This is a genomic window from Bacillus sp. BML-BC051, assembly GCF_019656175.1.
In the GTDB taxonomy this organism is placed as follows: Bacteria; Bacillota; Bacilli; order Bacillales; family Bacillaceae_G; genus Bacillus_A; species Bacillus_A mobilis.
This window is the reverse complement of sequence record NZ_BPLI01000009.1, coordinates 181,827-205,397: the sequence shown is the minus strand read 5'-3', so window position 1 is coordinate 205,397 and position 23,571 is coordinate 181,827. Positions and strand designations below refer to the sequence as shown.

Here is a 23,571-nt window from a genome sequence, read left to right as displayed (position 1 = left end):
GGAGGATATTGTATGGGCCTTGTTATTATTTTTGCGCTAGTCACTCTGTTAGCTGTATTTGCTACGCTTAGAACACTTCGTGAAAAGAACTTTTTCGCAGGCGGCTTTGCAATTGCAACTGTACTCGTTTTCGGATGGTTTACGATCATGACTGTTCTATATAACGGGTACCCACCAGCAGCTTAATTCATTAACATGTTATTTTTCATCAAGATTTCACACAAAAAGAGGAAGGGTTTCCCCTTCCTCTTTTCATATCTGACAACTTATACTATCTTCGCTTCGTATTTGTGCTTTTTTACAAGCCAAGCTCCTCCGATAACACCTGCATCATTACCAAGTATTGCAATCGCTAACTTCGTGCTCTTTACAGCACGTGAAAAAGCATATTGCTCGAAATAACGTTGAATTGGCTCTAATAGTGCATCTCCAGCTTTAGACACACCGCCGCCAATAACAATTTTCTCTGGGTTCAACGTACTAGCAAGGTTCGCTACAGCTAATCCTAAATAAGAAGCTACTTTTTCTACTACTTCACTTGCTAGCTCGTCACCTTGTCCAAGTGCTTCAAATACGTCTTTTGATGTAATACGCCCTTCTTCTGCTAACATAGAACGTAGCATACTCTCTTTATCAGTCTCTTGTATTTTTTGCATTGCAACACGCACAATACCTGTTGCAGATGCTACTGTCTCTAGGCAACCAGACTTCCCGCAATTACATGGGAAAGCATTTTCTGTAACTACTGTAATGTGTCCGATTTCACCAGCAGCACCACTTACGCCATGTACAATCTCACCATTGGCAATTACACCGCCGCCAACACCAGTGCCAAGTGTCATACAGATTAAATCTTTTGCTCCTTCACCAGCACCTTTCCACATTTCACCAAGCGCTGCTAAGTTTGCATCATTATCAATAACAACAGGTAATCCTGTTTCTACTTCTAATAAATCTCTTAACGGATAGTTTTTCCATCCTAAGTTAACCGCTTCGTAAATCATTCCAGATGCCACGTGTACAGGTCCAGGAGCTCCCATACCAATACCGATTAACTTGCTTTTCAATTCGCCTAACTCTTCTAACTTTTTATCAATAGCTTTCGCTACATCAAGCGTAATATGTTTTCCTTGCTCATTTGTATTCGTAGGGATTTCCCACTTATGTAAAATTTCACCGTACACATTAATAAATGCTAATTTAATCGTTGTACCACCAAGGTCAACACCAACTAACCATTTCTCTTCCATGTTGCTTACCTACCTTTATCTAATTCTTATTTAGCTCTTTTTGAATTTCTTGCTTCAATAAAAATAAAGCTGTTTGATAGTCTTGTGGATCGATTAGCTGTGATTGATTTAATTCACGCAATTCATCTTGCATTAATTGTAAATCTGCAATTCGATCACCCGTATAAATAATCGTACCAAATTTCTTTAGCAATTGCTGAATATCATAAATAGATACCATTTCATCACCCTCTATGCTCACTTACTATAAAAAATTATAATAAGAAAACGTTCACATATTTTATTATAATCAAGAAGAAAAAGTCTCGTCAATTTTTATTTGTCTATACAAGCCCATTTTTAACCATTGTTCCTTTTTCTGTAATAATTTTTTCTACATTTTTATCAAACGGCTCTACCGGAATATGTTCTACCATTTGAAAACTATAAGCTAATGATAGCGTTTTCCCTTTATAATGCACGAGATAACGATCATAATAGCCACCGCCATATCCAATCCGTTCTCCTCGCCCTGTATAAGCTACGCCTGGTACGATTTGAAGATCGATTTCATCTGCATCCACTTCTTCCGTAAGCGCTGGAATTGGTTCACGTAAATTCATATACACTGTTTCCAATTGATCAAAATTACTAATTTGTCGGAAGGACATTGTTCGTGTTCCTTTATTACACTTCGGGACAACAACTCTCTTTCCCTCTTCCCAAGCTTTTTCGATAATAGGATATGTATTCACTTCATTTTCCATTGAGAGAGTGATTCCGATTGTTTTAGCTTCAGCCCACTCTTTTTGTGCATACAACGAGAATGCAATTTGTTCTGATAAAGTTGTATACCGTTCTTCTGATAAAGAATTCATGTGCTCTATTATTTGTTTACGTAAACGTAGTTTCTCTTCTCTCACACATTTTCCCCCTCAAAGTGATACTTTTCTCTACGATGATAGTGTATCACTTTTAACAGAGGAATCGAATAAAAAAAAAGAAACAGTAGGAAAATATTCCTACTGCTTACTTTGTTTCACGGTGTAACGTAGACTTCTTGTCACGCTTGCAATACTTTTTAAGCTCGATACGCTCAGCGTTGTTACGTTTGTTTTTCTTTGAGATATAGTTACGATCTCCGCATTCTGTACATGCTAGAGTAATATTCACACGCATTCTTATTTCCCTCCAGTACTAATAACTTAAATCAGACTATACTATAATACCACTTTTAAAATAAAAATTCTACACCTTTTGATATTGTCTAATTTTTTCTATAAGATTTTTCATGTTTTCCCTTGCTATTACTGGGTTTCTAGCATGCGAATACACTAAAAATTTCGGTTGTTTTGTGTCAGAAACGATATAAGACCACTCTTTTTCGGTATATTTGAACTGTACTCCTTCAAATATACCTTCTTCTTTCCTTTCCATATCAGCTAATAATTTCCTCATTACTTTCCCTTTTTCATTCCATGAACATACAACTTCATCACACAGTAAATAAAGGGGAGGCGATTGCTCTACTATGCTGAGAAATGTTTTTCCCTGCAATGCTATTAGCTCAAATAATTTTCCTATTCGATATAAAATATCTCTCTTCCATCTCGCTTGAAATGACTTCTTTTCATCCTGCGTATAAAATAGAAGGTAACATTCTCCTAATTTCAAAGACATTGGGTAAATATTTCCTGTCGATTCAAGCAATAAATCCGGAATATCTACCTCCTCAAAATCTGTACCTTGGTAAATATTACTATGATTATCATATAACTCGAAATAATTTCCTTGCTCAGAAAACATAAGTGCCATATTTGCTTTACTTGATTTCATCAAGGCTTTCACATGATCCTTTTGTTCACCTGCATAAATCCATGTAACTGTGCATCCGAGCCTTTGTAAAAAGAGCATAAGTAAATGTTGTAACATATCATTTCTTTTATTAATAAGAAGGTGAAACTTCTGTTTTTGTATTTTTTCAATATCAATGCGTTCTAATACAGCCTCTATATAATCATGTAAAGAAACGTGGACTAGCTTATTCCGTCCCATTTCCTTCTCACATACGTAATAAAACGACTCAGACATATATACTTGTTCTATCGCTTTTTGCTGCTTATACGTTAATTGTACCCCATCCTTACCATACAACTTTATTACAACCTCTTTTTCATTTTCCACTTGAATGAAAACCCCACCTGCACATTGCAAATCCTGAATACTATACTGAAAAAGCGACTCGTTCATTTCTTTGCATTCCATTGTATGAACCCCGATACCATGAATCGCATGAAGAAAGAGATTTTTATAAGAAGTCGTTTCTATATGTTCTTGACTCCCGATTAATATACTTTCTCCTTTAGCAAAAAGAGATCCATACGCCATCGCAACCTTCACAATAAATTGAGGAGTGATCTCAACATTACCTCTTCCTACAATGCGGCTTTTTTGCAACCACCCTGCACTCTTTTCACTTTCTTGAACACCAGCCGATCCTACTACCGAATAGCTGTCAATCGCCTTATATGGCCATAGTTTTCCCTTTTGCTTAATTACCGTACTTTTCCCTATATGACAATGATCCGCTACAATGCTTTTTTGAAACAGTGTAACGTCATCTTCCACCATTGTATGCTCTCCTATTGTCGTTTCTAATAGCTCGCAATACTGCCCAATGTGCGCATTTGCAAAAACAATACTTTTTTGAAGATGAGAATAACTTGAAATAATACTATTTTTACCGATAATGGAGTACGGCTCAATTACAGCTCCAGCACCAATCTTTGCTCCTTCTCCAATAAAAGAAGGACCGTGAATTTTCGTTCCTTTTCCAATCGCCACACCTTCCCCCATCCATACCATCGGCAATACTTCCGTATAAGGAATAGGTACTTGTAATTTTTTCGTTAACAAATCAAATTGTGCTTGTCGATATTGATCAAATGTACCGATATCTAACCAATAGCCTTCTGACAAATATGCAAATAATGCGTTCTTATTTGCCAATAATGGAAAAACATCTTGACTGAAATCAAAAAATTCTTGGGGCGGTATGTAAGAAAAAATTTCTGGCTCCATAATATATATACCTGTATTCACAATATTAGAGACTACTTCATTCCAACTCGGTTTTTCTATATATCGTGTAACCTCTTGTTCTTTGTTCATTACAACTAAACCAAATGAGAGTGGGTTTTCTACTTCCTTTACAAACATAGTTACCATTCTTTTCTTTTGTTCATGAAACGTAATTCCTTCTGATAATTGAAAATCAGTTAACGCATCCCCACTTATCACAACAAACGTTTCATCTAAGAATGTTTCCGCTTGTTTAATACTCCCTGCGGTTCCAAGCGGTGGAGAATCTTCAAAGTAGTACAAATTGACGCCCCATTTGCTACCGTCACCAAAATATTGCTTAATAGCTGTGCTCATATACTGAACAGTAATTGCAATTTCACGAATACCATGCTGACGTAATAATTCAATATTGTATTCCAAAACTGGCTTTTCTAATAATGGTAACATTGGTTTTGGAGTATTACATGTTAATGGTCTAAGGCGTCGTCCTTTTCCTCCAGCTAAAATAACCCCCTTCATATACTTCAGCCTCCACTTATATAATGTTCAGTAACTTCATATACGATATGTATATTATCTACCCCGCATTAACTAGCAGTATAAAATGAAACTTTAATTAATAGGGATTTTGCTGCATCTCCCACTGATTATTAGCCCTGACCAATCAGGCTTTTACAGACAGTAAAATACCCTATATACATGTACCTTTTAAACAACACGAAAGAAAGCGCTTACCATTAACTCAGTAAAATATTACTTATGAAATGAATAACATATATGTCCTATTTTTTCCATTATATTATGATACATCTTATCATCATAAACTAAAGGAAACAACGAGCTTTTTTTGTCATGTTTTGACTAAAAAAAGCAGGTGATGTTTCACCTGCCTTTTTTCTTTATTCATTTAATAAGTAATGCTTTCCTTTTACTAAATAAAAAACATTTTCAGCAATATTTGTAATATGATCTGCTACACGCTCGATATATCTCGCTACAAAGGATAATTGTGTAATTTGTGTAATTGCTTCTGGTTGTTCTGGAACTGAAGATATAAATTCACGAATCGCTTTCCCATATATTTCATCAACTGAATCATCCATTTCGGCAATTTGTTTCGCAAAAGTTAAATTTTCTTGCTCATATGCTTCCAATGCTAACTGTAACATTTTATCTGCAATTGCAAACATTTCATCAAGATTGTGCAAACTAACAACCACTTCTTTTTCCCCAAGACGAATTGTTGATTTCGCAATATTAACGGCATGATCTGCAATACGCTCTAAATCTGTCGCTGTTTTAATTGAAATGAAAATCCTTCTTAAATCACTTGCTACAGGTTGCTGCTTCGTAATAAGCATAAGCGCAAGATCATTTATTTCCTCTTCTAAATTATCCATACGATAATCACCATCTATTACCTCTAACGCTTTCTCTACATCCCTTTTATGAAGACCCTCCATAGCAAGCAATAAAGCTTCCCTCGCTAGCTCTCCAAGCTCAATCACCTTTTGCTGTAACGTTTTTAAATCACATTGAAACTGTTCTCTTACCATTGTTTCTTCCCCCTCAATATTATGTGCCATTATATATATAAATCTCCTATTTTAAGGCCTCTTATCTCTGTAATCAGCCTTAAAATAGGAGAAGTATTCCTTCTCAGCAAAATAAGAAATACCCTCTGTTAAGAGGGTATTTACTCTTATCCTTGCAACGATATCAACCGAATCGGCCTGTAATATAATCTTCTGTACGCTTATCTGAAGGTGTCGTAAATAATTTATTTGTATCTGTATACTCCACAACTTCTCCACTTAAGAAGAAAGCAGTTTTGTCTGAAATACGTGCTGCTTGTTGCATGTTATGCGTTACGATAACGATACTAAAGTCTTTCTTTAACTCTTGAATTAATTCTTCTACTTTTAATGTTGAAATTGGATCTAGTGCCGATGTTGGCTCATCCATTAAAATAACGTCTGGTTCAATCGCTAAACAACGTGCGATACATAGACGCTGTTGCTGTCCACCAGATAAACCGTATGCATTATCATGCAAACGATCTTTTAATTCATCCCAAATCGCTGCTCCACGTAAACTTTTTTCAACAATTTCATCTAATGTTTTCTTATCACGAATACCATGGATTTTCGGTCCATATGCTACATTTTCATAAATAGACTTTGGAAATGGATTTGGCTTTTGGAACACCATTCCTACATGAGTTCTTAATTCTTCAACTGGGTATGATTTATCAAATATATTGCGTTCTCTATATTCAATTACACCTGTAGTTCGCACGATCGGTACTAACTCTACCATACGATTTAATGTTTTTAAGTACGTTGATTTACCACAACCACTTGGCCCGATAATTGCTGTAACTTCATTCTCATGAATGCTTAAGTTAATATCTTTTAAAGCATGGTCTTCTCCGTACCATAAATTTAAATTTTTCGTATCAAATACTACTTTCTTTGGTGCAGTCTCGATTTTCTCCTCGTTTTTCACCTGTACATTTACTACTGTTGCTACCATTTGAATTCCCCTTTCATCCATTTCCAACTTATTTTCGATTTCGTAACCATAAGACAAATATATTGATAAAGAGCAACAAACCTAACAAAACAATCATCCCAGCAGCTGCTACATACTGAAATTCTTCTTGCGGCCTACTCATCCAATTAAAAATTTGAATTGGTAAAACTGTAAATCTATCAAACATACTAAATGGAACATAATTTGCAAATGCAAGTGCCCCGATAACTAATAACGGTGCCGCTTCTCCAATCGCTCTTGAGATCGCTAACGTACAACCCGTTATAATTCCTGGGAAAGCATATGGCAATACAATTTGATACATCGTTTGCCACTTCGTAGCACCTAATCCGTAAGAAGCTTCTAATAATGAGCTTGGCACAGATCGTATCGCTTCTTGACTCGCTACAACAACTGTCGGTAAAACGAGTAAACTCATCGTCAGTGCCGCCGCAATAATACTCTCCCCTAAATGAAGAGCATATACAAAAATAGTTAAGCCGAGTAATCCAAATACAACGGAAGGTACTCCTGCTAACGTTTGATTATTAATTTCTATTACCTTTTTAAATATAGATTCCTTCGCATATTGCTCTAAATAAAGAGCAGTCCCGACTCCAAATATAAAGGAGACTGGTATAACAATACTCATAAATAATATTGTTCCTGACAAAGCTGCAGCAATCCCAGCTTCTTTCGGATTACGCGAAGCGAAGTTTATAAAGAAATCTAACGAAAGGTAACTTATACCTTTTTCAAAAATTTGAAAAAGTAAAATAAGCAGTATTACTATTGAAAATAAAATTGCTATATAAAATAATAATTTGTAAACTCGGTCTTTTAAAAAGCGTGCTGCCATATTTTTTTGTATTTTTTTATGATTCAACATTCGCATATTATGTCACCCTCCTAAAGCGGCGCATAATAGACTGCGAAATGATGTTCATGATAAAAGTAAATAAGAATAAAGTTGCGCCTACAGCATACATGCTGTAATAAGTAATTGTTCCATGCGGAGCATCACCTAAACTCACTTGCACAATATAGGCTGTTAGCGTTTGAATAGAGTGTGTCGGATCGAGCGATACATTCGGTGTAGATCCCGCTGCAATTACAACGATCATCGTTTCACCAATTGCTCTGGAAGCAGCCAATATGACCGCTGCCATAATCCCTGTAAAAGCCGAAGGAAACACGACTTGTTTTACCATCTCAAACCGAGTTGCTCCAAGTGCTAACGAAGCTTCTTTCGTTCCTTTCGCTACAGCTCTCATCGCGTCTTCAGATAGAGATGCAATTGTAGGTATCATCATAAAGCCAATAACAATACCTGGACTAATCGCATTAAAAAACTGTAAATCTGGTATAATCCGTTGTAAAAGCGGTGTGACAACTGTTAATGCAAAAAAACCATATACAATTGTCGGGATACCTGCTAATAGTTCTAACATCGGTTTTAATACTTTCCTTGCACCGTTTGAAGCATATTCGCTTAAAAATACGGCACAGGCTAAACCGATAGGAATTGCGACGAGCATGGCAATTACTGTTACAAGGAACGTTCCACATATAAGTGGTAATATACCGAATTTAGGATCTTCAAAAAAAGGTAACCATTCTTTTCCCGTCAAAAAGGAGAGTAATGGTATTTTTTGAAAAAACATCAATGTTTCATTTGCCAATGTGAAAATAATTCCAAGTGTCGTTACAATAGACACGCTAGCAATTATTTTTAGTAATAATGGAACGATTCGATTGATTCGCTGCGTTTTTTTTCTTTGTTTTGTATTTCTTTCAATCAAATGTTGCACAGAAAATGTAATTTGACTTTTGTCATTATGAGCCAAAGATGAAAACCCCTTTCCACCCTGACATTACCTTTTTATTTCTGTTAACATCCGCAGCTGTTCATTGTATTTTTCTTTTGGTAATTTTACATATCCAACCTCTTCAGCAAGATTACCTACATGTTGAATCATAAACTCAATATAATTTGCTACATTCATTTTATTTCGGATAGATGCATCATTCACATAAGCGAATAGCGGCCTAGATAATGGCTTATACTTACCTGATTGAATAGTATCTTTCGTCGGAAGTACACCATTCACTTTTATTGCTCTCACCTTATCTCGATTGGCCATATAATAAGCATATCCTACAAAAGCAATGGCATTTTTATCATTCATTACCCCTTGCATAATAACTTGATCATCTTCAGACAAAGAGACTTTTTTAACAATGCGACTATTTTGTAAGATGACATTTTGAAAATAATCATACGTACCAGAGTCTACACCTGGTGCATAAAACTTCACCTGTTCACGTGGCCATGATGAATGAATTTGTGACCATCGCTTTTCGCTTCCATCTTCACTCCATAATAGACGTAACTCGTCTACCGTCATATTGTCTACCCAAGTATTTTGGCGATTCACAACAATCGTAAGGCCATCGTAAGCGACTTCAAACGGTGTAAACTGAATGGAGTTTTTCTTCATTTCATTTTCTTCTACTTGTTTCATTGCTCTCGAAGCATTATTTATATCTACTTCTCCTTTGCTGAAACGATTAAATCCTCCTCCTGTTCCAGAAACACTGATGGAAATTTTCACGTTTGGATGCACCTTTGTATATTCCTCCGCTACCGCTTCTATAATAGGAAAAACTGTTGAGGATCCATCAACTCTCACTTCTCCCATTTCATTCGCAGCAAATGCAGTAGACGTGCCAACATAAAGGAAACATGTCGACAGCATGAAAACTTTAATCGATGCACTTATCCATTTCACGTGTTCTTCCTCCTAGAAGTAACCGGAAATAACAGGATTACAGATATAAGAATACTGCTAAACTATTAATTCGGTTTTAATTGTTTGTAAAAGTTTTGTAAAGTTCCACAAGAATCAACATTAAGTAAAAATTCAATCCGTAGCCATTGTTCATCTTCACTGATGATAAGTATCATGTATGAGGCCCTTGATTTTCCGATATGATATGCTTGTCCACTTTATTAAAACGTATGCATGAACCATAAAAAAAAGCACACTATCATTTCAGATAGTGTGCTTTTTTACAACTTTTTTATTCATCATCTTGCTTTTTATTTTTATTTTTCTTATCTATTTCCTCTTGTGTAGCTTCGCCATTTTCTATTTTTTTCAAATCAAAGTACGCATCCATAATGTCACGGCTAATATAACCGTTAATACCTGATTTATCATCTACCCAAGGTACAACAACAGAAAATGCTACTTCAGGGTCTTCAAGTGGCGCATAACCTACTAACGTTAAGTTATATGTCTCTTTACGTTCATTTTTTGCATTTCTACCAATCTCTTTATCTCCGCCATACACAGTTTGGGCTGTACCTGTTTTACCAGCAGCTTTATATGGTGCACCTGCAAAGTATTTCGCAGCTGTACCACCAGACTCATTAAATACTTGTCTAAATCCTTCCTGAACGCGTTTAATTTGTGATTCAGGCATATCAATACGATTTAGTACTTTCGGTTCCATTGAATGAACCACTTTTCCAACTTCGTCTGGTTTCACTGCCGGTTGACGAATTTCTTTTACAACTTGCGGCTGCATACGATAACCACCATTTGCAATTGTCGAAACATATTGTGCTAATTGAAGTGGTGTATACGTATCATATTGTCCAATTGATAAATCTAATAGGAAACCTGGCTGAGTTCCTTTACCTGTTTGACCCGCAGATTCATTCGGTAAATCAATACCGGTTTTTACGCCAAGTCCAAACTGTCCGAAATAATAACGCATCGTATCAAATGCTTTTTGTGGTATATCTAACGTACCACCTCTCACATATGGAACACCTGCGATATTCATCGCTGTTTTAAACATATATACGTTAGAAGACATTTTTAATGCTGTCAGATCATTAATATATCCCATCGTCTTCCAAGAAGATTTTTTCGGCGTTCCTTTCAATACGATTGGCTCATCGAGTTGAACTGAACCTGGTTGAATCGCATTTGTTTGATATCCTGTAAGTACTGTCGCACCTTTTACAGTTGATCCCATCGGATAAGAGCTTGTCATCGTTCCTAATGCGAAATCTTGCACTTTCGTTTCGCCATTTTCTTCCACTAACTGTTTCCCTGCCATAGATAAAACTTCACCATTTTTTGGATTCATCATTACAACGAATGCACGATCTAAAAGAGGTTGTCCCCCTTTATATCTCAATAAATTTTTAGTGATAATTTCTTCTACACGCTTTTGTAATTCCATATCAATTGTTAAATTCAGATTATTACCACTTTGTCCTTTTGATACATTAATCGTTTCTAAAATATTACCGTTTTTATCTGTAATATTTTTCACTTCTGCTTTATTACCGTGCAAACTATCTTCATATTGCTGCTCAAGATAACTTTTTCCTACGCGGTCATTTCGATTATAATCACGAACAAGATAGTAATCTAGTCTTTCTCTAGGTAAACCTTCATCAGACGTTGACACCCCGCCAAGTACACTTCGGAATAAATCATCATAAATATACTTTCGATCCCAATCAACATTCGTATCTACGCCCGGTAATGCTGCTAGATTTTCACTAATAATCGCGTATTCTTGTTCTGTAGCATCCTTTTTAATGACTTGTGGCGTCATCGCATATCCGCCGTCCATTTTGCTTTTAATTGCTAGCACTTCTAAATCTTTTGCGGATAATTGATTCACTTCTTCTTCTGTCACGCGATTTCGTTGACGCTCATCTAATTCTTTATCGTCAATTTTTTTATCTTTTAACTCTTGACGATCTTTATTTGTAATTTTTTCTTTAGCTTCCTCTTTATGCATAGCAAGCCAATAATCTTTTTTATCGCGATCTGTTAATTTATCTGTCGGTACTTCAATCAAATCTGCTAGTTTTTCCGCTGTTTCTAAGCGAGCCTCTGCAGTTGATCCTTTCATTTTTGTAAATGTAATCGTACGTACAGCTGCATTATCTACTACAGCTCGCCCATAACGGTCAAATATTTTCCCACGTGGTACAGGATTACTTATCGTCGAGTTTTCTTTCCTCTCCACTTCATTCTTATATTCCTCACCGCGAACAATTTGTACATAACCAAGCCTTACAATAACCGCGGAGAACATTAAAAACACGCAGAAAAACAGCACGTTTAACCGAAAAGGAACGTGAGTCTTTTTCTTTTGTTGTTTCTGCTTCTTGCTCATACAAACCCCCTCTACCAACAGCTATGTAATGTGAAAGGGACACCTTCATACAGGTGTCCTCACTGCTGTCTTACATCTTTTTCTATTCTAGCATAAAACAACCGAGAAGTTAACCTTCTGGTTCTGTTTGATTCTGCGCAGTCGCTTGCGTTACAACACTTGTTTTACTCGCATTTCCCTCATCATATTTGACATTTTTAACTGCAAAATAAATAAGAAAATGTCCTGCACCTAAAATACATAATAAGTAAGGTAAACTTTTTTCAGGCGGAAAGAATAGTACAGCACATAAAAAACTTAAAATCGAGCAAATTCTTCCTGCATTTAACCATAATTCCCGGACAACTACATACTCTACACGCCACTCTCTCGCATTTTTCGCTCTGCCAATTACATCATATGTCATGGACCCGTACGGAACGAGCAAAATGGGGTATGCAATCGCAATACACGCTGCATAAATAAGTAATTTGGCGTATGTAACATTGAATATAACTAAAAATACGACAGCATATAAAATAATGCCTCCAAGCAAAATTGCTTTTTTTCGCCATTCTTTCTTTAACATACGAGTAACTAAATAGTAACACACAAATGATACAGCCGAATTTACTAAGCTATACTTCCCTAATGCGAGCTCACTGTCAGTTGCTAAATACACGTACACGGAAATCACAAAAATAAATGTTCCCTCTCTCAGCCCTTGAAAAAAATGAGCACGTGTAATTCTCCCCCAATTTTTATCAATCTGCCGCTCTTTCAATACTTGTACAATTTCATACCGTCCTTCACATTCTCTCTTAGATACAAAAAAGCTTAAAATGACAGCAATTGCAAATAACAGTAACGAAAGAAAGAATATGACTGTATAGCCACTCCATTTTTCCATACGTGAAATTGTGTATCCAGCTGCTATCGGTCCAATCATGCCAGAGAAGGATGTAAGAAGTCCAAGAAACCCATTAAAGAAATCTCTTGTTTCTGGTTCTGTAATCTCAAATGTTAATAAGTTAAACGCGAGCCAGTAAAAACCATATCCGACTCCTAAAAGAGCCCCCATTAATAAAATATAGTGAGAAGCGCTTTTTCCCGCTACTAAAACAACGATAAAAAAAATTGCTAACGTGCCTACGCCTATTCGTAACAAGATTGAGCGATCAATACGTTTCGCTAATTTCCCACCTATAAGAAATGTGAGAGGCTGTAATACAACGCTGGCCAAATTATACAAGCCAAGATTCACATAATTTTGTGTTTGTTTCCATAAATAAATATTAACAAACGTATTCGATAAAGAAATTGCGAGCGTGTATAAGCCTCCAATAAGGAGCAATAACACTAAATCCCGATTAACTTCAACGTCACCAATTATATGTTTCAACTTCATACACAACTCTCCTTTACTTCATGTTCTAGTCTTCCAAAGACAAGCCCAATTATGTAAAAGGAAAGCATAGAAAAAAAGCTAGGAGCATTCTCCTAGCTTTTTTCTATCGTTATTACAATTATTTTGCTTCTTGGTAACGTTTTTCAGCAGCGTTCCAATCTACAACGTTCCAGAATGCACCGATGTAGTCCGGACGACGGTTTTGGTAATTTAGGTAATAAGCATGTTCCCAAACATCTAAACCAACAACTGGAGTTTTACCTTCAGTTAGAGGAGAATCTTGGTTTGGTGTGCTTGTTACTTCTAACTCACCATTGTTTACTACTAACCAAGCCCAACCAGAACCGAAACGAGTTGCGCCAGCTTTTGCGAATTCTTCTTTGAATGCATCGAAGCTACCGAATTTCGCTTCAATTGCAGTTGCAAGTTCGCCTACTGGTTGTCCGCCGCCGTTTGGAGATAAGATTGTCCAGAAGAATGTATGGTTAGCATGTCCGCCACCATTGTTACGTACTGCTGTACGGATTGCTTCTGGTACTTCGTTTAAGTTTGCAACTAATTCTTCTACGCTTTTGTCAGCTAATTCTGCATGACCTTCTAAAGCAGCGTTTAAGTTTGTAATGTACGTGTTATGGTGTTTTGTATGATGGATGTTCATTGTTTCTTTGTCAAAGTGAGGCTCTAAAGCATCATACGCGTAAGGTAAATTTGGTAATTCGTGTTTTGCCATTGTTATATTCCTCCCAGTTTATGTATTGCCACTTAAGTGACATACAACTTCATTCTACCCTAATTGCCATAGGGTGCAAACAAATAAATCACATTGTCTTGCTATCATTAACGTAGCAAAATTCCCACTTCTTTTCAATTAAAATGCTCATATATTCCGTAAAAAAAGCTCCCTTCTACAAGGAAGCTTCCTACTGACGTAATAAACATGTGAAATGGATATGGACCCTGTAGGACTCGAACCTACGACCGGACGGTTATGAGCCGTCTGCTCTAACCAGCTGAGCTAAGGGTCCACAATTATGTATGTAACAATATATCAAATAAAGGAATTCCTATCGGATATATCCTTTAAGAAATGTAAGATAAATTTACCATATAGAAAAGAAAAGTGTCAATTGTATTTTTCTCATGTGAAAGAAGAAAATTAATAAAAAGAAATTTAGTTATCTCTACTATATGTAAATATAATATATCTTGAGATTCTCTAGATTCCTACGTTACAATGATTTTATACATACATAAAGGAAGTGAATCTATGTCCATATTTACCCAATTAGCAAAAAGCGTATATTCGCCTAAAGATATGGCGCTATTCCGTTTTCAAAAAATCGGAAAAACCATTTTGTATATTATGCTACTTTGTCTAATCACTACTATTCCAAGAACATTCTTTTACGGTAGCTTTATCCAAGATAGTGTTACTATGGTAAATCAAGCTATTGAAAAAGATTTACCTGATTTCAAAATCGAAAATGGTGAACTAAAAGCTGATATTGAACAACCTATTCAAAAGGAAGAGGGAGATGCTCTTTTCGTATTTGATCCCAATACAACAGATATAGAACAATATCAAAATAAAACTGGTTTATTTATTTTAAAAGATAAAGTAGTTTCTATAGGAAATGGTCAAACACAAACATACTCCTATAATGATTTATTAGGGACATCTCTTGAGAAGAAAGATTTGCAAGATTTTATTTCTGTATTCGATAGTATTTATCCAATTTTACTAGCCGTTATCGGTGTGTTAGTATACCTATTCCAATTATTTATTACTTTCTTAGGAATTACTTTACTTGCGTTTATAGGTTCTGCTATGAGCGGTCAACGTAAATTATCTTATAAGCAAGTATGGACATTAACTGCTTACAGCTACACAATTCCAACAATCTTCTTTATGATTATGGATTTATTCAAAATCGTTGTACCTGGTTCAACATTCATTTATATCGCAGTTGTTTTAATTGTTCTATACTTAACGATTAAAGAAGTTCCAAAACCGAAAGAAAAATAAGAACGAAAAAAATGCCTAAATAGGCATTTTTTTTTTGGACAAGCATATATTCCTAGCAAAGGAGTGAAGAATATGAAGAGATTAGGTATATTCTTATTCGTGCTTGTTCTTGGTTATATATTTTATTACGATATAAAAATCGGCACTTTACCGATGTTAAGTTCATATAAAAAAACTAATGCGGCCCAAACGTTAAAACAAGAAAGTACAGATACAAAACAAAATAAAGAGAACAAAACAGAAACAAAAAAAGAAACAGATGTCACTTATAAAACAATAGAAGTCAAAACAGGTGATACGGTTCTTTCCATTACAGAAGCGATTAATAAGAAGAAAATTCCTTCTATCGAAAAAGTAATTGATGATTTTAAACAATTAAATAAAAATACATCTGCTACAAAAATACAAATTGGAAAGTCTTATAAATTCCCGTTATATCAATAAGCGATCACTTAATCCTTGTCAATTACATAAAGGCGCTGATACAATAGTAAAAGTGAAACCGAGCACTTCGGTTTCTATAGCCCTGTATCACGTATACTATCATTGATATGAGGGACTAAATAAGAAACTTCTTTCATAAGGAGAGCGATCTATTCGTGAATGAAATGACTCATCGTACAAAAACACGTCCAGTTAAAGTCGGTAATTTAACAATTGGCGGTAATAATGAATTAATTATACAAAGTATGACAACAACAAAAACACATGATGTTGAAGCAACAGTTGCTGAAATTAAACGTTTAGAAGAAGCTGGCTGTCAAGTCGTGCGTGTTGCTGTTCCAGACGAACGCGCAGCAAATGCTATTGCTGATATTAAAAAACAAATCAACATTCCACTTGTTGCTGATATTCATTTTGATTATCGCCTTGCTTTAAAAGCAATTGAAGGTGGCATTGATAAAGTACGTATCAATCCAGGTAACATTGGTCGTCGCCATAAAGTAGAAGCTGTTGTAAATGCAGCAAAAGAACGCGGTATTCCAATCCGTATCGGTGTAAACGCAGGTTCATTAGAGCGTCACATCTTAGAAAAGTACGGATACCCAACTGCAGATGGTATGGTCGAGAGTGCCTTACATCACATTAAAATTTTAGAGGACTTAGATTTCCACGATATTATCGTATCTATGAAAGCCTCTGATGTTAATTTAGCAATTGAAGCATACGAAAAAGCTGCACGTGCTTTTGATTATCCATTACATTTAGGTATTACAGAATCTGGAACATTATTTGCCGGAACTGTAAAAAGTGCCGCTGGTCTTGGAGCAATCTTAAATAAAGGCATCGGAAATACACTACGTATTTCATTAAGTGCTGACCCAGTTGAAGAAGTAAAAGTTGCCCGTGAACTATTAAAGTCATTCGGTCTTGCATCTAATGCAGCAACACTTATTTCTTGTCCAACTTGCGGTCGTATTGAAATTGATTTAATTAACATCGCTAACGAGGTAGAAGAATACATCTCTACACTAAAAGTACCAATTAAAGTTGCAGTACTTGGTTGCGCTGTAAATGGTCCTGGTGAAGCTCGTGAAGCTGATATCGGTATTGCCGGCGCACGTGGAGAAGGATTATTATTCCGTAAAGGGCAAGTTGTTCGTAAAGTACCAGAAGAAATCATGGTAGAAGAACTGAAAAAAGAAATCGACGTAATCGCTGCTGAAATGGCTGCTGAACGAGAAAAAGAAAAAGAAAAAGAAACACAAGAACAATAAAAAGAAGGTTGCCCACAATATTTGTGAGCAACCTTCTTTTCTACGTAAAAAAAGCTCGTCAGTTATATAACTGACGAGCTTTTACTTTGCACATTTTGGACAACGACCGTATATTTCAAACTTATGACCTGTTACTTCATAACCGTTAAAATCTTTATTCATAAAATCCATCGGGCAGGAAGTAATCTCTTTCGTTCCCCCACAATCTAAACAAATAAAATGATGATGATGCTCCATAATAGAACATGTAAAACGAAAATGTTTTTCACCATTTAATTCCGTTTGTTCTAAAACACCGATTTCAGCAAACACCGTTAAGTTACGATAAATCGTATCAAAGCTAAGACCCGGATAATCATCCTTCATATGCTCTAAAACGTCTTTCGCCGTTAAATAACGATTGTGAGCTGCAAATAACCTGAGCATTTCTTCTCTTTTCCCAGTATGTTTGTATCCTTTATCTTTCATTAGGCGTAAAGCTTCTGTTAGATTCATATCTATCCCTACTTTATGCAGTTTTTTTCTTTTTCCATAAAATCGCACCAATTAAAATAAGAACTGCTATCATAACAATTGTACCACCTGGTGCTAGATTAAGTTGATATGAAGCAAACATTCCACCAATTACTGCAATTTCACCAAATAAAATGGAAAAGAAAATTGTTTGTTTAAATCCATTTGCAATACGAATACTTGCTGCAACTGGTAATGTCATTAATGATGATACGAGAAGAACCCCTACTACACGCATTGATACTGCAATGACAAGAGCAACCAATATAATGAAAATGAAGTGAATCCACTTTGCACTCAAACCAGTTGATACAGCGTATTCTTCATCAAACGATAGTAAAAATAACTCTTTGTATAATAAAGTAATCGTTACAATAACAACAATTGCTACAATGCCAATAATGATTAAATCCGTACTTGTTACAGCACTTACACTCCCAAATAAATAACTAAATAAATCTGTGTTAAATCCATTTGCAAGTGATATAAAAATAACCCCAATCCCCATTCCTGCTGAAAGAATAATCGGAATTGCTAATTCTTGATAATGTTTATATACAGTACGTAATTTTTCAATTAGTAACGCCCCACCAATAGAAAAAACCATCCCCATATATAAAGGATTTAAAAATCCTCCTGTAAAAATTGTTTTTTCTAGTAGTAAACTTGCAGCAATACCCGATAATGTCACGTGACTTAATGCATCCGCAATAAGCGACATACGGCGAATGACAACAAACACACCGATAAGCGGTGCAACAAGTCCTATTAAAATTCCTGCATATAAAGAGTTACGTAAAAAGTCATATTGTAAAAAATCTTGTATCATTATATCCTCCCGTGATGCTCATGCTCGTGCTCTAAACGATGAACATGATGTCCATATAAGACGGACATTTCTGCATCTTCTAACTCTCGGAACTTCTCTACATTTCCATGAAAATGTAGATGTTGGTTTAAGCATGCAACATGTGTTACCTTTTCCGTAACAGCTCCCATATCATGAGTAACGAGAATTAATGTGATTCCTAACCTTTTGTTTAAATCCTCTAATATCTCATAAAAACTTTCTACATTCTTCACATCAATTCCAACAGTGGGCTCGTCCAAAATAAGTAATTCAGGATCACTAACGAGCGCACGAGCAATAAATACACGCTGTTGTTGTCCACCAGAAAGCTCTCCGATATTGCGCCCTTGAAACTCACTCATCCCTACATCAGCAATCGCTTTTTCTACCTTTTCCTTATCGCTTTTCGTGAAAAAGCGAAACAGCCCTTTTTTCGAAACGAGTCCCATTGATACAACTTCAAAAACAGTTGCCGGAAAACCAGAATTAAAGCTATTTGCCTTTTGCGACACATAACCAACTTTGTTCCATTCTTTAAACTTCTTACTATCAACACCAAACAAACGAATACTTCCCTGTTTTGGCTTTAAAACGCCTAATAAACATTTTAACAAAGTTGATTTCCCAGAACCATTTGGCCCAACTAAACCTAAAAAAGCTCCCTTCGGAACTTGCAAATTAATATCTTCTAACACATTTCGATCTTCATATCGAAACGACAATCCTTCTATTTCTAATATATTATTCATAGCATCTCACCTATTTTAATTCAGAATGATTCCGATTTATATCTATTTGAATTATAGTACAGCTTATTATAGTTGTAAACCAATCTGCCTAAAATATATCAATTTTTTCAAGAAACCTTACTATTATAACAAAAAGCAGAGAAAAATTCTCTGCTTTCGAAAAATATTCCTATAAAGTGAAACTTTAATCAGTGGGGGTTTTCTTCATCCCCCACTGATTATTAGTTGAACTAATCGGACGTTAACGGACAGTTGATCTCCCACCTAACTTCTTTGCTCCAACTGAATTTTGAGGTGGGAGTTTACTGTCCGTTAACGCGGGATAAAATGAAACCTTAATCAGATGAGGCCATCCCCTACTGATTATTTACCCTCAAATAGCGGGATACGTATTTTAGTGAATAGCCGATTTAAACTTACCACCATTTGTCTCTTGCGTACTCATAATCGTAACAAATGCATTCGCATCAATTTCATACACAATTGATTTTAGCTTTGTCACTTCCAGACGCGTTACAACTGCATAAATAACTTCTTTTTCTTTATCCGTGTAACCACCTTTTGCTACAAGCTTTGTAGTTCCACGACCAAGACGATGTAAAATCGCATTTGATACTTCTTCATATTGATCTGATACAATTAAAACTGCTTTCGTTTCATCTAAACCTTGAATGACTGTATCAATTGTTTTGAATGCAATATAGTACGTCATAACAGAATACATAGCTTGTTCAACACCAAATACAAATGCTGCCCATGCAAAAATGAATAAGTTCACAAACATTACAAATTCGCCAACAGAGAAAGGTAATTTCTTCGTTAATAAAATACCCATAATTTCTGTTCCGTCCATTGATCCACCATGGCGAATAACGAGCCCTACACCAATACCTAAAATAAGACCACCAAACACTGTTGCTAAAATTGGCTCTGTTGTAAATGGCGGAACAGCATGTAACGTTGATTCAATAAACGCTAAAGCTACAATACCGAACGCCGAAGATAGCATGAACGTTTTCCCGATTTGCTTATAACCTGAATACATAAATGGGATATTGAGAATAACGACTAAAGTAGAGAAACTTAACCACCAAATATTAGGAGTAAGATAATCTAATATAAGAGAAATACCAATAATTCCACCGTCAATAATTTTATTTGGCATTAAAAATAGTTCAATCGCTACCGCTGCGCATGCTGCTCCAAAAATAATCATAACTAAACGATAAATAAGATGGATAACGCTTTCTTTTCGATGTTGCTTCTGCTCCATAAATCCTCCCTATACTCTTTTTCTATAGTTTTGTCCTTATATTATAACATACGCTTCTTTTTCACATGAAAAAAGAAACTCTATACGAATATGTACAAGCTACGTACTCATATATTTCGATAGAAGAACGTGTGAAGGAGGATAACTCGATGAATCTCATTAAACAACTTGTAAATAAAAAATTAAATCATATTTCTACAAAAGAGTTATTGAAATATAGTAAAGAATATGAAGTCTCTATTACGACTGCCCAAGCTGATCAAATTGTTTTACTTATGAAAGGAAAGAATATTAACATTTACGATAATGACGAACGACTAGAGCTCTTAAAACAAATAGCAAAAGTAACCTCCCCCGCTACTGCCCAACAAGTAAATACCTTATTTCAACAACTACTAAAATAAGGAGGGGAAAATCCCCTCCTTATTGCTTATTGCGCTTTAATTTTCTCAAGAATTCCTTCATCAAAAGTACCATTTTTCAGCATTTCGATTTCTAATTTATATGGTGGCTTCTTATCTTTTTTATCTTCACCTACATATGGCGTTTCAAGAATTTTTGGTACGTGCATTAACTGCGGATGATGCACAATATGATGTAATGCTTTATAACCGATATGACCGAAGCCGATATTTTCATGACGGTCCTTTCCTGCACCGCGTACATTTTTACTATCATTAATATGAAGTACCTGCAAACGATCAATACCAACAATCTTATCGAATTCGTTTAATACGCCGTCAAAATCATTTACAATATCATATCCTGCATCGTGCGTATGACACGTATCAAAGCATACTGATAATTTCTCATTATATTTTACACCATCAATAATCTTTGCAATTTCTTCAAAGCTACGACCGCATTCTGTTCCTTTTCCTGCCATTGTTTCTAACGCAATGTTAACCGTCTGTTCTGGCGTTAACACTTCATTAAGCCCTTTAATAATTTGTTGAATACCAGCATCCGCTCCTGCCCCAACGTGCGCACCTGGGTGAAGAACGATTTGTTTCGCCACACCTAATGCCGATGTTCTTTCAATTTCCATGCGAAGGAAGTCTACACCTAATTGGAATGTTTCTGGCTTCGTCGTATTCCCAACATTAATAATATATGGCGCATGTACGATAATTTCCTCAATACCGTTTAGTTCCATATGTTTTCTTCCTGCTTCTATATTCAATTCTTCAATTGGTTTTCTTCGTGTATTTTGCGGCGCACCTGTATAAATCATAAACGTCGTTGCACCGTATGAAACAGCCTCTTCACTTGCTGCTAATAACATTTTCTTACCACTCATGGAAACATGAGATCCAATCTTTAACATACAATCACCTCTTCAATATACAATAGATATAATGATAGCATAATTTGTAGAAATATGTAGTGAATTGTTTGTTCCTAAAACACTACGCAAATTGTAACTAGCTACAACGAAACTTTAATCAGTGTTTTTTCCAGTCCCCACTGATTATTATCCCGCAAATAGCCAGATAAAAAAAGATAAGGGGGCTCCCCTTATCTTTTTTTATTGCTATATTTTTTCTTCACTTTATCACGTTCTGTTGCAAGTTTACGTTTATAGTTTGGTTTTACTTTTTTCGGCTTTTTAATAACTTTTGTTGCCATAACGTCAAGCTCATCATTTGGTTTCTTACGGCTCTTACGACGACGACGTTCACCTAAATCCGCCCACTCATCTCCGCGTAAATCTACATGCTTGAACTCAATATGACGTTGTTTTTCTAAACTATCTAACGCTTCTTCGTTTGCTGGATCATAAATCGTCACTGCAATACCTGAATGCCCTGCACGTGCTGTTCTTCCAACACGGTGAACGAAGAAATCTAAGTCTGATGGAAGTTCGTAGTTAATAACATGACTAATTCCTTCAATATCAATACCACGTGCTGCTAAATCAGTTGCAACAATATATTGGAATTCAAGGTCACGAATCTGTTTCATCATTTTTTTACGATCACGCGGTGATAAATCTCCGTGAATTCGTCCAACTTTTAAACCACGTTCCATTAATCCGTCAGCAACCTGATCCGCCATCTTCTTCGTATTCGTGAAAACAACTGCTAAATACGGTTTAAATTGTAGCAACATTTTGTTCACTAAATCGATTTTGTTACGATGTTTAGAAGGTACTAAATAATGTTCAATATTCCCAGCCGCAACTTGTTTTGGATTGATATGAATATGCTCTGGATTCTCCATATATTTCTTCAGAAACGGTTTTAGTTTTTGAGGAATTGTTGCAGAGAAAACTAGCATTTGCAAGTTTCTAGGCATGCGTGCTGCAATTTTGTCTACATCATGAATGAATCCCATATCAAGCATTAAGTCTGCTTCATCGACAATAATCGTATTTGCTTTATGAACAAATAGCGCTTGCTCTTCTACTAAATCTTTAATACGTCCTGGTGTTCCAACTACAATATGAGGTTGTTTTTTCAACTTTTCAATTGATCGTTGTTTATCAGTTCCACCAATTAAACAGCGTGCTGTAATCATTTGATCTTCCGCACAAAACTTTGTTAATTTCACGATTTCTTCGTAAATTTGTTGTGCTAACTCACGAGTAGGCGCTGTAATAACAAGTTGTACTTCTTCACGACTTGCATTAATTCTGTTCAATGTAGGAAGTAAGTATGCATGTGTTTTCCCAGAACCTGTTTGGGATTGTCCAATTACACTTACACCTTTTTTCACGACCGGGAAAATTTTCTTTTGAATTCCTGTCGGCTCTGTAAAGCGTAGTTCACGAACTGCATCTATTAAAAATGGTTTAAAATCATACTGTGTAAAAGTTTGTTGTGTCATAAGTTACACCTTCTTTCTAAATTTCTACTGCGCGCACAAATCAGTCAAGTCTACATTATATCGAAATCTACAAGTAAAATCCATCTTTAGTTTAGGTTTTTCCTTCAAAAACTAACCTTCTTCCCTCTTATTGCATATTGTATGTGTATATACCTAACTGAAGAAAG

At 35.7% G+C, this 23,571-nt stretch carries 24 protein-coding genes and 1 tRNA gene; 5 read left to right on the top strand and 20 right to left on the bottom strand.

Annotated features, from left to right (window positions below; all coding sequences use genetic code 11):
• Nucleotides 1-12: 12 nt before the first annotated feature.
• A complete protein-coding gene (locus K5S59_RS03555; RefSeq protein ID WP_000524846.1) occupies nucleotides 13-186 on the top strand; it encodes a DUF2759 domain-containing protein in 174 nt (57 codons plus the stop codon).
• An 80-nt stretch (nucleotides 187-266) separates the two neighbouring features.
• Here the strand turns inward: K5S59_RS03555 and glcK are convergent, their stop codons facing one another.
• The 14 genes from glcK to K5S59_RS03485 form a co-directional block, all read right to left on the bottom strand.
• Nucleotides 267-1,250, bottom strand: a complete 984-nt coding sequence (gene glcK, locus K5S59_RS03550; RefSeq protein ID WP_000391716.1) for a glucokinase — start codon at nucleotides 1,248-1,250, stop codon at nucleotides 267-269.
• A gap of 19 nt (nucleotides 1,251-1,269) precedes the next feature.
• Complete coding sequence (locus tag K5S59_RS03545) at nucleotides 1,270-1,470, bottom strand: YqgQ family protein (RefSeq protein WP_000253699.1); 201 nt, start codon at nucleotides 1,468-1,470, stop codon at nucleotides 1,270-1,272.
• Nucleotides 1,471-1,573: 103 nt separating this feature from the next.
• Complete coding sequence (locus K5S59_RS03540; protein ID WP_001206415.1) at nucleotides 1,574-2,152, bottom strand: 5-formyltetrahydrofolate cyclo-ligase; 579 nt, start codon at nucleotides 2,150-2,152, stop codon at nucleotides 1,574-1,576.
• A gap of 106 nt (nucleotides 2,153-2,258) precedes the next feature.
• Nucleotides 2,259-2,408, bottom strand: coding sequence for a 50S ribosomal protein L33 (rpmG, locus tag K5S59_RS03535; protein ID WP_001265616.1), 150 nt, complete (start codon nucleotides 2,406-2,408; stop codon nucleotides 2,259-2,261).
• Nucleotides 2,409-2,477: 69 nt separating this feature from the next.
• Nucleotides 2,478-4,832, bottom strand: a complete 2,355-nt coding sequence (locus K5S59_RS03530; protein WP_000679320.1) for a sugar phosphate nucleotidyltransferase — start codon at nucleotides 4,830-4,832, stop codon at nucleotides 2,478-2,480.
• Between the two features lie 380 nt (nucleotides 4,833-5,212).
• Nucleotides 5,213-5,869, bottom strand: a complete 657-nt coding sequence (gene phoU / locus K5S59_RS03525; protein ID WP_033656402.1) for a phosphate signaling complex protein PhoU — start codon at nucleotides 5,867-5,869, stop codon at nucleotides 5,213-5,215.
• Between the two features lie 163 nt (nucleotides 5,870-6,032).
• Entirely contained in the window at nucleotides 6,033-6,848 is an 816-nt protein-coding gene (pstB, locus tag K5S59_RS03520) for a phosphate ABC transporter ATP-binding protein (RefSeq protein WP_000226681.1), read from the bottom strand.
• Between the two features lie 28 nt (nucleotides 6,849-6,876).
• Nucleotides 6,877-7,743, bottom strand: coding sequence for a phosphate ABC transporter permease PstA (gene pstA, locus K5S59_RS03515; RefSeq protein WP_001242554.1), 867 nt, complete (start codon nucleotides 7,741-7,743; stop codon nucleotides 6,877-6,879).
• Nucleotide 7,744: 1 nt separating this feature from the next.
• Nucleotides 7,745-8,695, bottom strand: coding sequence for a phosphate ABC transporter permease subunit PstC (pstC, locus tag K5S59_RS03510; RefSeq protein ID WP_000940909.1), 951 nt, complete (start codon nucleotides 8,693-8,695; stop codon nucleotides 7,745-7,747).
• Nucleotides 8,696-8,722: 27 nt separating this feature from the next.
• Nucleotides 8,723-9,640, bottom strand: coding sequence for a phosphate ABC transporter substrate-binding protein PhoX (gene phoX / locus K5S59_RS03505; protein ID WP_000871270.1), 918 nt, complete (start codon nucleotides 9,638-9,640; stop codon nucleotides 8,723-8,725).
• A gap of 292 nt (nucleotides 9,641-9,932) precedes the next feature.
• Nucleotides 9,933-12,059 carry a peptidoglycan D,D-transpeptidase FtsI family protein gene (locus tag K5S59_RS03500; RefSeq protein ID WP_000039004.1) on the bottom strand — a complete coding sequence of 709 codons (2,127 nt, stop codon included), beginning with the start codon at nucleotides 12,057-12,059 and terminating at the stop codon, nucleotides 9,933-9,935.
• Nucleotides 12,060-12,168: 109 nt separating this feature from the next.
• On the bottom strand, nucleotides 12,169-13,446 hold the full coding sequence (locus tag K5S59_RS03495; RefSeq protein ID WP_061677338.1) for an MFS transporter: 1,278 nt from the start codon (nucleotides 13,444-13,446) through the stop codon (nucleotides 12,169-12,171).
• Nucleotides 13,447-13,564: 118 nt separating this feature from the next.
• On the bottom strand, nucleotides 13,565-14,176 hold the full coding sequence (sodA, locus tag K5S59_RS03490) for a superoxide dismutase [Mn] (RefSeq protein ID WP_001052034.1): 612 nt from the start codon (nucleotides 14,174-14,176) through the stop codon (nucleotides 13,565-13,567).
• Between the two features lie 221 nt (nucleotides 14,177-14,397).
• Nucleotides 14,398-14,471, bottom strand: a tRNA-Ile gene (locus tag K5S59_RS03485).
• Between the two features lie 242 nt (nucleotides 14,472-14,713).
• Between K5S59_RS03485 and K5S59_RS03480 the strand changes: the two genes are divergently transcribed.
• The 3 genes from K5S59_RS03480 to ispG all read left to right on the top strand — a co-directional run bounded on the left by K5S59_RS03480 (nucleotide 14,714) and on the right by ispG (nucleotide 17,190).
• Nucleotides 14,714-15,472, top strand: a complete 759-nt coding sequence (locus K5S59_RS03480; protein WP_000021904.1) for a DUF1189 domain-containing protein — start codon at nucleotides 14,714-14,716, stop codon at nucleotides 15,470-15,472.
• Nucleotides 15,473-15,544: 72 nt separating this feature from the next.
• On the top strand, nucleotides 15,545-15,916 hold the full coding sequence (locus tag K5S59_RS03475; protein WP_000825411.1) for a hypothetical protein: 372 nt from the start codon (nucleotides 15,545-15,547) through the stop codon (nucleotides 15,914-15,916).
• A 164-nt stretch (nucleotides 15,917-16,080) separates the two neighbouring features.
• Nucleotides 16,081-17,190, top strand: a complete 1,110-nt coding sequence (ispG, locus tag K5S59_RS03470) for a flavodoxin-dependent (E)-4-hydroxy-3-methylbut-2-enyl-diphosphate synthase (RefSeq protein WP_162937156.1) — start codon at nucleotides 16,081-16,083, stop codon at nucleotides 17,188-17,190.
• A gap of 81 nt (nucleotides 17,191-17,271) precedes the next feature.
• Here the strand turns inward: ispG and K5S59_RS03465 are convergent, their stop codons facing one another.
• From K5S59_RS03465 to K5S59_RS03450, 4 genes are all read right to left on the bottom strand, one after another.
• Nucleotides 17,272-17,685 (bottom strand): Fur family transcriptional regulator, encoded by a 414-nt coding sequence (locus K5S59_RS03465; RefSeq protein ID WP_001054512.1) that lies wholly within the window; start codon nucleotides 17,683-17,685, stop codon nucleotides 17,272-17,274.
• A gap of 13 nt (nucleotides 17,686-17,698) precedes the next feature.
• Complete coding sequence (locus K5S59_RS03460) at nucleotides 17,699-18,532, bottom strand: metal ABC transporter permease (RefSeq protein WP_000613828.1); 834 nt, start codon at nucleotides 18,530-18,532, stop codon at nucleotides 17,699-17,701.
• Nucleotides 18,532-19,302, bottom strand: a complete 771-nt coding sequence (locus tag K5S59_RS03455) for a metal ABC transporter ATP-binding protein (protein WP_001059655.1) — start codon at nucleotides 19,300-19,302, stop codon at nucleotides 18,532-18,534. The genes K5S59_RS03460 and K5S59_RS03455 overlap by 1 nt, the downstream gene beginning before the upstream one ends.
• A gap of 394 nt (nucleotides 19,303-19,696) precedes the next feature.
• A complete protein-coding gene (locus tag K5S59_RS03450) occupies nucleotides 19,697-20,575 on the bottom strand; it encodes a YitT family protein (protein ID WP_000435956.1) in 879 nt (292 codons plus the stop codon).
• A gap of 149 nt (nucleotides 20,576-20,724) precedes the next feature.
• Here K5S59_RS03450 and K5S59_RS03445 point away from each other — a divergent pair, with 149 nt between their 5' ends.
• Nucleotides 20,725-20,979 carry a DUF2624 domain-containing protein gene (locus K5S59_RS03445; RefSeq protein WP_001048965.1) on the top strand — a complete coding sequence of 85 codons (255 nt, stop codon included), beginning with the start codon at nucleotides 20,725-20,727 and terminating at the stop codon, nucleotides 20,977-20,979.
• 26 nt (nucleotides 20,980-21,005) lie between these two features.
• Here the strand turns inward: K5S59_RS03445 and K5S59_RS03440 are convergent, their stop codons facing one another.
• Both K5S59_RS03440 and K5S59_RS03435 read right to left on the bottom strand, forming a co-directional pair.
• Nucleotides 21,006-21,902 carry a deoxyribonuclease IV gene (locus tag K5S59_RS03440; RefSeq protein ID WP_000912459.1) on the bottom strand — a complete coding sequence of 299 codons (897 nt, stop codon included), beginning with the start codon at nucleotides 21,900-21,902 and terminating at the stop codon, nucleotides 21,006-21,008.
• Nucleotides 21,903-22,093: 191 nt separating this feature from the next.
• Complete coding sequence (locus tag K5S59_RS03435; RefSeq protein ID WP_000194013.1) at nucleotides 22,094-23,404, bottom strand: DEAD/DEAH box helicase; 1,311 nt, start codon at nucleotides 23,402-23,404, stop codon at nucleotides 22,094-22,096.
• Nucleotides 23,405-23,571 lie beyond the last annotated feature (167 nt).